The sequence below is a fragment of the Clostridioides sp. ZZV15-6597 genome (assembly GCF_020657815.1).
Classification (GTDB): domain Bacteria; phylum Bacillota; class Clostridia; order Peptostreptococcales; family Peptostreptococcaceae; genus Clostridioides.
Genome location: NZ_JAGWCT010000010.1, coordinates 58,223 through 69,649, shown reverse-complemented (window position 1 = coordinate 69,649; position 11,427 = coordinate 58,223). Strand labels below are relative to the sequence as shown.

Sequence of the window (11,427 nt, the reverse complement as noted above, 5' to 3'; positions counted from 1 at the left end):
ATCAAACTCTCAAATAAAAGTTTATCAGGCTCAGATACTATTGTTATCAAAATATCTGGCTTTATGGTTTGTTTCTTGTTTTATAAATTAACCTACTGTTTAATTTTCAAAGTTCATTTTTCATGTTTGCCCTTTTCTTAAGGACAAGTAATACTATATCACCTTAAAAATAATTCGTCAATACTTTTTTTGTTTTTTATTTTAAAAAAGGTTATAACTCTTTGTTTTTTTTAATACTTTTAACTAAAACTAACAGATATAACCCTTGATATTACAAGTAACACATGCATATACAGTTTTTCCTATTTTGCAATTTTATTTTCATAAGAATATGAGTTAGCTCTGACTCTATCTGCCCAAACATTTATACTCTTAACTTTATTAACCTTAGTTGTACTTTCAAATATATCCATTGCATCCTTACAAAAATATACCATAACATCAAGAACTAAAAATCCAATACAAACTAAACATAAAAAATCAATTACTTGAAACATCACGCATTCCCCCAATAATTTTTTATATATAGTATTCTCAAAAATTATTCCTTTTTCCTTCCCAAAAATTACTTTAAATATTTTCATAATAAATTACTTTCAATCATATTTTCTAAATATAAAGTTCCAATCAACAAAAACTAATATCAGTTTGTAACGTTTGTTGGTAATTTATAAATTAAATACATGAAAATTTTTTTAGAATATATAAAAAGCATTCTACATTGACATTTTAAATAAAATAAAGCTATTTATTGATAATTTAATAGCTCTATTCTATTTAAAACTTAGTAGAATGCTTGTATTTTTTATTTTTCTTCTTCTTTATTTTGATTATTATCAATAGGTTTCATAGTTGGGAATAATAATACGTCTCTTATAGATGGAGAATTAGTTAATAGCATAATAACTCTATCTATACCTATTCCTAGTCCACCTGTAGGAGGTAAACCTACTTCTAATGCTTTTAAGAAATCATCATCCATTTCAAAAGCTTCATCATCGCCTAATTCTCTTTTTCTCAATTGGTCCATAAATCTTCCTTTTTGGTCAATTGGGTCATTAAGCTCAGAAAATGCATTAGCTAATTCCCACTTATTAGCAAAAGCTTCAAATCTATCAGTTCTTCTTGGGTCTTCAGCATTTCTCTTAGATAATGGAGATACTTCAACTGGATGATGTGTTATAAATGTTGGTTGGATTAATTTATCTTCTCCAAACTCTTCAAAGAAAGCATTTATTACTTCCCCTCTTCTCATTCCAGGTTTTATTTCTATGCCTTTTTCTCTAGCAACTTCTAATGCTTCTTCATCTGTATTTATTGTAGAAAAATCTACACCAGAATATTCCTTCACACAATCTTCCATAGTCATTCTCTTCCAAGGAGGTGTAAAGTTTATTTCTGTTCCTTGATAGTTGATTATCATACTTCCTGTAGCAACTTCAGCCATATGTGCAACAACATTTTCTGTTATCTCCATCATATCAGTGTAGTCTGCATATGCTTGATATAATTCTATAGCTGTATATTCAGGATTATGTTTTAAATCCATACCTTCATTTCTAAACATTCTTCCCATTTCATAAACTTTATCAAATCCACCAACAATAAGTCTCTTTAAGTATAATTCGTTTGCTATTCTTAAATACATTGGTATATGTAAAGTGTTATGGTTAGTTATGAAAGGTCTAGCATTTGCTCCACCCGCTATAGTATTTAATATTGGAGTCTCAACTTCTAAAAATCCTCTGTCATCTAAATATGCTCTTAATGCTTTTAATGCTTTCGTTCTAATTAAAAAAGCATTTTTTACTTCTGGGTTCACTATTAAATCAACATATCTTTGTCTATATCTTAATTCTTGATCTTTTAATCCATGGTATTTTTCTGGTAAAACTTGTAAAGATTTGCATAATAATACTACAGATTTAGCCTTTACAGATATTTCTCCCTTTTTAGTTCTAAATATTTCCCCTTCAATACCAATTATATCTCCAATATCATATGTTGAAAATACACTATATTCTTCTTCCCCTATAGCATCTAATCTTACATAAGATTGAATTCTTCCTTCTTGGTCTTGAATATCTATAAAACCAGCTTTACCTTGTATTCTCTTGCTCATTATACGTCCTGCTACTTTTGTAGTTTGACCTTCAAGAGCTTCAAAGTTATCTTTTATTTCCATAGAATAATGAGTTCTATCATATCTACTTTCTTTAAAAGGGTCTCTACCTGACTCTTGTAATTTTTTTAGTTTATCTCTTCTTACTTGAAGTACTTCACTAAGGTCTTCTTGAATTTGTGCTTCTTCATTGCTTTGTTGATTATTTTTCATTTTTTTCCTCCAGATTATCTTCTTATTTCTAATATTTCAAACTTAGCAACTCCATCAGGAACTTGCACTTCTACAACCTCTTTAGCAGCTCTTCCTAAAAGCGCTTTTCCTACAGGAGATTCGTTTGATATTTTACCATCATATGGGTCTGCTTCTGTTGAACCAACTATAGTATATTCAACATCTTCATCAAATTCTAAATCTTTAACTTTAACTATTGAACCTATTGTAACAACATTAAGGTCTATTTTGCTTTCATCTATGATAACAGCTTTTCTAACCATATTTTCTAATTTTAAGATTCTTTCTTCAACTTGTGCCTGTTCCTTTTTAGCTTCATCATACTCAGCATTTTCAGATAAATCACCAAAAGATATAGCAACCTTTATTCTCTCTGCAACTTCTTTTCTCTTTACAACCTTTAAATTCTCTAATTCTTCTTCTAATTTATCGTATCCCTCTTGTGTCAATAAAAATTCTTTATTCTCTTCCATTATAAATACAACTCCTTCACAAATTTCTTAGGAATTTTCCTAATTATATTTTAAAATTTTTATAATCTTTTTTTAATTTATGCGCTATATTATAAGTCACTATTATTTTTATGTCAAGGAGTCTTCCATATAGTACTCCAATTTCGACACAACTTCTTGATAGTCTTCTATTTTATTAATTTCATCTCTCAGTCTTGCAGAGTTTCTAAGACCTTTTAAATACCAAGCGATGTGTTTTCTCATTTCCCTTACAGCTACATACTCTCCATGTTCTTCTACTGCAAGCTTTAAATGTTTAATGGCAGTACTTATTTTTTCGTTAAGAGTTGGCTCTGGTAAAATCTCGCCTGTATTCATATAATGGTTTATTCTTTTAAATATCCACGGGTTACCCTGAGCACCCCTACCTATCATTATAGCATCACAACCCGTTTTGTCTAACATATTTATTGAATCTTCTATTGTAAATACATCACCATTTCCTATAACAGGTATATTTAAATTTTTCTTAATATCTGCAATTATATCCCAATCTGCTTTACCTGTATAATATTGCTCTCTCGTTCTTCCATGTATTGCTAAAGCATTTATTCCACAAGCTTCTGCCATCTTTGCTATCTCAACAGCATTTATATTATTATCATCCCATCCTTTTCTTATTTTTAAAGTAACTGGTTTCTTTGAATTCTTCACTACCGCCTTTAATACCTGCTCTGCAAGTTTAGGATTTTTCATAAGTGCTGAACCATCCCCATTTTTAACTACTTTTGGAGCTGGACATCCCATATTTATATCAAGGATTTCATTTGGATATTCATTCATTATTTCTGCTGCTCTTCCCATAAAATCTGGTTCAGAACCAAATATCTGAACAGCTACAGGATGCTCTTCTTTTTCTATCTTAAGCATTTTTTTAGTATTTTCATCATCATAGCAAAGTGCCTTACCATTTATCATTTCTGTATATAAAAGTCCACATTCTTGTTCTTTACAAATTAATCTAAATGGAAGGTCTGTTACCCCTGCCATAGGTGACAGAAAAACTTTATTTTTTAATTCTAAATTTCCTACTTTCATCGTTTTTCTCCTATATTTTCCTTTGTTTTTGTGATTTTATTTCTAAATCTGCATTTCCTCATTATAATATACCACATAACACTAAAAAACTATCATAAAAAGGGAATTGGATATATAATCCAATTCCCTGTATTAATTATTCTTGGTTTTTTTCATATATTATTCTTAATCCTTCTAGCGTTAAAAAACCATCTACATAATCTATACTTTTTGTTTCTGAAGCAATTAGTTTAGCTAGTCCACCTGTAGCTATAACCTTAACATCATCACAATTTAATTCTTTTTTCATCATATTTATTATTTTATCAACTAAACCTACATATCCATAAATTATACCAGATTGCATAGCTGATACAGTACTTTTACAAATAGTCATACCTGGTTTTGCTAATTCCACTCTAGGTAATTTAGATGCACTTTGGAATAATGCCTCACTAGATATTTTAATTCCTGGTGCTATTGTACCTCCTAGATATTCACCTTTTTCAGAAATAGCACAAAATGTAGTTGCTGTTCCAAAATCTACAAGTATACTTGGTGATCCATATTTTTCTATGCCTGCTACAGCATTAACTATCCTATCTGCTCCAACTTGTTTTGGATTATCATATTTTATATTTAGACCTGTTTTTATGCCTGGACCTACTATCAATGGATGCTTTTTACAGTATTTTATACAAAAATTTTCAAGAGAATGCATAACATTTGGAACTACAGATGATATTATTACATCATCAATAGCATTTATATCCACATCATCATACTTAAATAAGCTACTTATTAGAATTCCATATTCATCAGATGTTTTTTCCTTATCTGTTTTAATTCTCCAATAATTAACTAACTTGTCACCTTTATATATACCTAAAACCATATTAGTATTTCCAACATCAAATACTAGAAGCATATGTCATTAACCTTCTTTCTATTTTTTGCTTTTCTTAAGTACAGCAGCAACGGCAGCTACTACTAAAGCTCCTACTATTGCTTCTGGTACTCCATTTGCTGCGGCAAGAGCCATTATAACCTTTCCTGCTGAACCATTTTGACCCATTGCTTGAAGATACTTGTCAGCATATAAAACATATATCATTCCTAAAACACCAGCTGTATTTAACAAAGAACCTACAGCTCCTGTAATTAATCCAGATATGTATACCTTACTTGTAGCATTGATTATTAGTTGATATACATAATAAGCCAATATACCTATCATAACTCTTGGCAATATTGAAACTAATGGATTTATAAAAACAAAAGATGTTACTGTTGGGTTTACTATAGCGTTTAAAAGACTTGATACTCCAAATATAAAGCCTATTGCTGCCCCAACTATTGGTCCTTCCATAATAGCTCCAATAATAACTGGTATATGCATTATAGTTGCTTTTGTAGGTCCAACTGGAATAAATCCCAATGGAGTCATAGATAGCATAATAGAAATAGCTGATAGTACTCCTATTATAGTCATCTTTCTTACATTTACTTTTCTTACTGATGCACTTGTGTTCATCATAAAAAATACACCTCCGTTCCAGCTCACTAACGATGCCGGACTACTTAATTTTTTGATTTTTCTTACTCTTATTTCTTATCATTATGAGTCAGGCTACTACTTTCAGGATGCCCGCTCTAACAAGAATAATTTTATCAAGACGAGTTGCCATTGTCAACAATTTGACAAGAAAAATATGCTAATTTCATCATATTTCTCATTTTTTTACTATGTCTTTATATGCTATTATATTTTCTACACTATCAGCTTTTTTTACTGCATTTATTATACTTTTTTCCACAGCCTCTACAGCTAATGAACCTAATAACGTTATATCTGCTTCTATTTCACCTTTTGACATTGTGAATATTGTATCTCCATCATGAGGTGTATGGATAGGAAAAATAGCTTTTGCATACCCATCATGACCCATTTGAGATATTTTTTTACATTCAGCCTTAGTCAACTTAGCATTCGTTGCTATAATTCCAATCGTAGTATTATCTATACTAAATCCGCCTTTACTTGCACCTTGTTTCATCAATTTGTACGTATCAATTGTTTCTGTTTTTTTATCATTTAAGGCACCCGCTATAACCTTGCCATCCTCATAAACATCTCCAAGAGCATTTACAGCAATCAATGCAGATACAATCAAGCCATTATCAAGTTTTATAGAATAACTTCCTATTCCACCTTTCATAGCATATTCTTGCCCTCTTATCTTTCCAACAGTAGCTCCACACCCTGCTCCATAATTCCCTTGATTTAAAACAGTTGTATTTGCTACTTCACAAGCTTTATAACCCATTTGTATATCTGGTCTACACTTAAAATCTCCTATTCCTAAATCAAATAAAACTGCGCCCACAACTATAGGAACTTTGCCAACTCCAACATCAAAACCAATTCCTCTCTCTTCTAAGTATCTACTTACTCCACAAGTAGATTCAAGACCATATGCAGAACCTCCTGCTAAAACTACAGCATGAACTTTTTGAACCATATTTACAGGGTCTAATAAATCGGTTTCTCTAGTTCCTGGAGCTGACCCTCTTACATCAACACCACAAGTTGCACCTTCTTCACAAATCACTACTGTACATCCAGTCATCCCTCTTCTATCCTCAACTTGCCCAACCTTTAAACCTTCTATATCTAAAATATTATCATACATATCCCTTTTCTCCTCTTATAGAAACTTCACCCGAAACAATTTCTTTTACACTTCCATCACTACTTTGAACCACTAAGTTACCATCTTCATTTATATCTAAGCATTTAACTAATTCTTTATCATTTCCTTTTAGTACATATATATTCTTATCTATAATCGCAGAATAATCTCTACATATTTTTAGAGTTTCTTCTTTTGAGTTATTTGCAATATAATCTAAATATAACTTTTCGAATTCAGCCAATACATTTCTGACAATCTCTACTCTAGACAATTTGTATCCTTCTTTATACAATGAGGTAGCTTTATCAGCTATTTCTGGCTCAAAGTCCATTATTTTAACATTTATTCCAATACCAAGAACAACATAATTTGTTCTTTCAATCTCAGCAGACAATTCTGTTAGTATACCACATATTTTTTTCCCATTTAAAATAACATCATTTGGCCATTTTATTAAAGTCTTTGCCCCTAGATTATTTAAAGCTTGTGTTACACTTGCTCCTGCTATTAAAGTTATAAATGGCGCTTTAAACGGTTCCATATCTGGTTTTAGAATAATACTCATCCAAATCCCTTCATGAGGTTTGGAATCCCAAGTTCTTCCTAATCGTCCTTTTCCCATATCTTGATGTTCACTTAAAATCACAGTTCCATCTACACTATTCACAGCCACTCTTTTTGCGTATTCATTGGTTGAATCTACAGTATCAAGATGCTCAATATTCTTACCAATAAACTCTGTTTTTAATTTATAGTAGATGTTCTGTGGACTTAATAAATCAGTTGGATTTTCTGCTAATCTATAACCTTTCTTATTTACAGATTCTATATTATATCCCTCTTCCTTTAGAGCTTTCATATGTTTCCATATAGCTGCACGTGACACACCTAATTGCTTTGACAACTCTTCACCCGAAATAAACTCAGATTTATTATTTAATATAATTTCTATTATCTTCTCTCGCATACTTCACCTCTAATATGACATGATTTCATGACTTATTTTCTTCTAATAAGTAATTATACATTATTAATATATTTTTAATACTACTAATTTTAAAATTCCTTTTTAATATATTATCATAAGTAAACGTATATACCCATACCATTGATTTCCATAATTTAATATTCTACCTAATCTTTGATAAAATCACAAAAAAACTGAAAGTATTAATTAAATTGATATATGCAAATATACTTTGTTTATCAATTTAACATTATACTTTCAGTCTTAATATTTAATCCTTAATAGATAATACTCTTAAAATAATCAATGTTTTAAAATTATTTATCTTCATCAGATTTATTTTCTTGATTTTTATTTATATCAACAACATTGTTTCTTTCTTCTCTATCTTTTTCTAGATTTATAGTTAACTGCTCTTCAGTTTCTTTAGGAGAATTTTCCTCTGTAATTGCATTTTCAATATCATTTAATGGTAATTCTTTATTAAATGCTTTTATAAATTGATCTGCATCTAAAGTTTCATAGATAAGTAGGGCTTGCGCTACATACTCCAGTCTATCCATGTTTTCTTGTAATATATTTCTTGTCTTATCATATGCACCATCAACTATACGTTTTGTTTCTTGGTCTATTTCAAAAGCAACCTCTTCAGAATAATTTCTCTTACTTGAAAAACTATTACCTAAAAATACTTCATCATCACTGTCAAATGACATTGGACCAAGTTTAGAACTCATTCCATATTTTGTTACCATACTTCTTGCAGTAGATGTAACTCTTTCTAAGTCATTTGATGCTCCTGTAGACACATCTTTTAGCACTAACTCTTCTGCTACTCTACCTCCAAGTAAAACTACTATGTTTTCTTTCATCTCATTTTTAGTAGCATAGAACTTATCTTCAACAGGAAGCTGCATTGTAAATCCTCCTGCTCTTCCTCTTGGTACTATTGTAACTTGATGAACAGGACTTACTTCCTCAAGTATATGAGCACAAACTGCATGCCCGCCTTCATGATATGCTGTAAGTCTTCTTTCTTTTTCACTTATTACTCTTGATTTCTTAGCTACACCTGCTATAACCTTTGTTATAGCTTCTTCTATAGTTTCCATCTTAATTTTCTTTTCTCTTTTTCTAGCTGTTAGTATTGCAGCTTCATTCATTAAGTTTTCTATATCAGCAGGGGTAAATCCTGGTGTTCTTCTAGCTAATACATCCATTTTAACATCATCATTTAGTGGTTTATTTCTTGAGTGAACTTTAAATATAGCTTCTCTACCTTTTACATCTGGTGTACCAACAACTACTTGTCTGTCAAATCTTCCTGGTCTAAGTAAGGCTGGGTCAAGTATATCTGGTCTATTTGTTGCTGCCATGATTATTATACCTTGGTTTACTCCAAATCCATCCATCTCAACTAGAAGTTGATTAAGAGTTTGTTCTCTTTCATCATGACCTCCACCAAGACCTGCTCCTCTCTTTCTACCAACTGCATCGATTTCATCTATAAATATTATAGCTGGAGCGCTTTTTTTAGCTTGCTCAAATAAGTCTCTTACTCTTGAAGCCCCAACCCCAACAAACATCTCAACGAAATCAGAACCACTTATACTGAAAAATGGCACTCCTGCTTCTCCAGCAACTGCTCTTGATAGATATGTTTTACCTGTTCCAGGAGGTCCTACCATAAGCATTCCTTTTGGTATTCTTGCTCCTAATTCAATATATTTCTTAGGATTCTTCAAGAAGTCTACTACTTCTTGTAAATCTTCTTTTTCTTCATCCAATCCAGCTACATCTTTAAACGTAACTCTAGTTTTTTCATCATCCTTATGAACCTTAGCCTTTGACTTACCAAAGCTCATAACCTTTCCGCCTCCACCTTGAGACTGATTCATAAATACAAACCAAAGGATTACCATAAAGAATATTAACAGTAATGTAGGTAGCATCTCAACAAACCAAGGTGTAGATGGTTTAGCTTCACCACCAAATGTTAATTTTCCAGCCTTAGCTTGATCTAACACTTCATCTGCCAGTTTATCTCCCATTATTTCTGTTGGAACATATGATTTAAACTTTGTATTTGTATCTTTTATAGTACCTTCTACAGAAGTTTGATTTACAAAGTACAATCTTGATATATTCTCATCGGTTAATTCCCTATATACTTGGGAAAATTTTAAATCTTTTATTTTTTCTGTAGGCTTACCTGAGAATTGAACTATACCTACTATAATTATAAAAACAAGTAGATAAAAACCTGCCCCTTTTAGCAACTTATTCAATATAGAAGCCCTCCTTTCATACATTGCTTTGCCCTATAATTTGTTAAAATTAATTTTTAATACTTCTTTTGTGCTTTCATCAATTTTATAATTCTCACTGATTTTATAATCTCCAACACATATTATTCCTTCACTATCTGTGATTATAGGAATTTTACATCTTTCTTCTCTTGGGATTTTTAAATCTATGAATAAATCCTTCACTTTTTTACTTCCCATAGCAAGTTTTATCTTATCACCTTGCCTTCTGCTCCTTATTACTATACCCCCTTTTACCTTATTAAAATCAAACCCTTTAGATGAATTGTCTAATTTCATACTCTTATACCTATCTATACTCATTACTTGGGTCTCAATAATTTGTTTTAATTCTTTTATTTTTATAAACCCATTACTAGGTATATTGTAATAAAATTCAATTTCCTCACTAACAATTTCCTCATTGGTTAATATTATACTTTCTTTTTTTCTATAAACAAATATATTTCTCGGAAGAGTTATCATTTTATTTACTTTTGAATCACTTTCTAAAGACATTATGTCCTCTATATGTTTTTGATCAACAAAATTAGTATCTCCTAGTATATGTTTTATAGAATTTCTAAGAACCCTAACTTTGATAGCATCATGTAAGCAAATAAAAGCTTCTAAATTTATGTCTACAAAGCTCTTTTCTTTTATATTTGAAACTTCTCTAAATTTAGCTTCTGCCTCTTTCTCAATATAATCGTTATCACTTTTTAAGCTATTGCTCATCCTCACTATAGATTCTATTACATTTGAATTAAAATTATCCTTCATATATGGTAAAAGGTCTAACCTTATTTTATTTCTAGTGTATATGTTTTCTAAATTTGTTTTATCTATTCTAGGATTTAAATTATAAGCTTTACAATATTCCTCTATATCTATTCTCTCCACATCCAAGATTGGTCTAATTATACAGTTATCTCTAATATAATCAATTCCTTTTAACCCTTTAAGACCTGTTCCTCTCATAATACGCATCATGACAGTTTCAGCTTGGTCATTGAGATTATGGCCTATAGCTATTTTGTTAGCTTTAATCTTATCCTTAATTTCATAAAACATTTCATATCTTAGCTTCCTTGCTCCTTCTTCTAATGATAACCCCTCATTTTCACAATATTTTGGTACATTAATAGACTTTACAAAGAATACAATTCCCATATCCTCACAAAGCTTAGATACATATAATGCATCTTTTTGAGCTTCTATTCCTCTTATTTGATGATTTAAATGTGCTGCATATATTTCTATATTAAAATCTTTTTTTAATCTATTTAGTACATGCAATAAACAAACTGAATCAGGTCCTCCAGAAAGACCTAAAACTATTTTATCGCCTTTTTGTATTAAATTATGTTTATTTATAGTACTTAGTACCTTATCAAATATCATATTTATCCCTCTTACACTTAGTTTTATTCACTTTTAAGTATACTTTCTATAAAAAAACGCTAAACCCTTGTATCAATTTTAAGAAATTAAAGTTTAATATAAATATAATAATACCAAATAAATTAAATAAAAGGTAGTTTTTTCACTACCTTTATAAAATTTCTGGAAA

General features: G+C 30.3%; 10 protein-coding genes. All 10 read right to left on the bottom strand.

The window, feature by feature from the left end; genetic code table 11:
• Window positions 1–302: 302 nt before the first annotated feature.
• The 10 genes from KGF52_RS04305 to tilS all read right to left on the bottom strand — a co-directional run bounded on the left by KGF52_RS04305 (window position 303) and on the right by tilS (window position 11,258).
• Complete coding sequence (locus KGF52_RS04305) at window positions 303–497, bottom strand: hypothetical protein (RefSeq protein ID WP_227483267.1); 195 nt, start codon at window positions 495–497, stop codon at window positions 303–305.
• A gap of 308 nt (window positions 498–805) precedes the next feature.
• Window positions 806–2,335, bottom strand: coding sequence for a lysine--tRNA ligase (lysS, locus tag KGF52_RS04300; protein WP_227839252.1), 1,530 nt, complete (start codon window positions 2,333–2,335; stop codon window positions 806–808).
• Between the two features lie 14 nt (window positions 2,336–2,349).
• A complete protein-coding gene (gene greA / locus KGF52_RS04295; protein WP_227828676.1) occupies window positions 2,350–2,829 on the bottom strand; it encodes a transcription elongation factor GreA in 480 nt (159 codons plus the stop codon).
• A 108-nt stretch (window positions 2,830–2,937) separates the two neighbouring features.
• Window positions 2,938–3,906, bottom strand: a complete 969-nt coding sequence (gene dusB / locus KGF52_RS04290) for a tRNA dihydrouridine synthase DusB (RefSeq protein ID WP_227839251.1) — start codon at window positions 3,904–3,906, stop codon at window positions 2,938–2,940.
• Between the two features lie 136 nt (window positions 3,907–4,042).
• On the bottom strand, window positions 4,043–4,813 hold the full coding sequence (locus KGF52_RS04285) for a type III pantothenate kinase (protein ID WP_227839250.1): 771 nt from the start codon (window positions 4,811–4,813) through the stop codon (window positions 4,043–4,045).
• 18 nt (window positions 4,814–4,831) lie between these two features.
• Entirely contained in the window at window positions 4,832–5,422 is a 591-nt protein-coding gene (locus tag KGF52_RS04280; RefSeq protein WP_227483268.1) for an ECF transporter S component, read from the bottom strand.
• 196 nt (window positions 5,423–5,618) lie between these two features.
• Window positions 5,619–6,578: a P1 family peptidase gene (locus KGF52_RS04275; RefSeq protein WP_227839249.1), complete on the bottom strand. Its 960-nt coding sequence runs from the start codon at window positions 6,576–6,578 to the stop codon at window positions 5,619–5,621.
• Complete coding sequence (locus tag KGF52_RS04270) at window positions 6,571–7,548, bottom strand: biotin--[acetyl-CoA-carboxylase] ligase (protein WP_227839248.1); 978 nt, start codon at window positions 7,546–7,548, stop codon at window positions 6,571–6,573. The genes KGF52_RS04275 and KGF52_RS04270 overlap by 8 nt, the downstream gene beginning before the upstream one ends.
• Before the next feature lie 317 nt (window positions 7,549–7,865).
• Window positions 7,866–9,836, bottom strand: coding sequence for an ATP-dependent zinc metalloprotease FtsH (gene ftsH, locus KGF52_RS04265; protein ID WP_227839247.1), 1,971 nt, complete (start codon window positions 9,834–9,836; stop codon window positions 7,866–7,868).
• Between the two features lie 33 nt (window positions 9,837–9,869).
• On the bottom strand, window positions 9,870–11,258 hold the full coding sequence (gene tilS, locus KGF52_RS04260; protein ID WP_227839246.1) for a tRNA lysidine(34) synthetase TilS: 1,389 nt from the start codon (window positions 11,256–11,258) through the stop codon (window positions 9,870–9,872).
• Window positions 11,259–11,427 lie beyond the last annotated feature (169 nt).

Excerpts from the sequence above, each read along its gene's own strand:
- KGF52_RS04285 (WP_227839250.1), bottom strand. The coding sequence starts at position 4,813 with ATGCTTCTAGTATTTGATGTTGGAAATACTAATATGGTTTTAGGTATA.
- KGF52_RS04305 (WP_227483267.1), bottom strand. The coding sequence starts at position 497 with ATGTTTCAAGTAATTGATTTTTTATGTTTAGTTTGTATTGGATTTTTA.
- lysS (WP_227839252.1), bottom strand. The coding sequence starts at position 2,335 with ATGAAAAATAATCAACAAAGCAATGAAGAAGCACAAATTCAAGAAGAC.
- greA (WP_227828676.1), bottom strand. The coding sequence starts at position 2,829 with ATGGAAGAGAATAAAGAATTTTTATTGACACAAGAGGGATACGATAAA.
- tilS (WP_227839246.1), bottom strand. The coding sequence starts at position 11,258 with ATGATATTTGATAAGGTACTAAGTACTATAAATAAACATAATTTAATA.
- KGF52_RS04275 (WP_227839249.1), bottom strand. The coding sequence starts at position 6,578 with ATGTATGATAATATTTTAGATATAGAAGGTTTAAAGGTTGGGCAAGTT.
- KGF52_RS04280 (WP_227483268.1), bottom strand. The coding sequence starts at position 5,422 with ATGATGAACACAAGTGCATCAGTAAGAAAAGTAAATGTAAGAAAGATG.
- KGF52_RS04270 (WP_227839248.1), bottom strand. The coding sequence starts at position 7,548 with ATGCGAGAGAAGATAATAGAAATTATATTAAATAATAAATCTGAGTTT.
- dusB (WP_227839251.1), bottom strand. The coding sequence starts at position 3,906 with ATGAAAGTAGGAAATTTAGAATTAAAAAATAAAGTTTTTCTGTCACCT.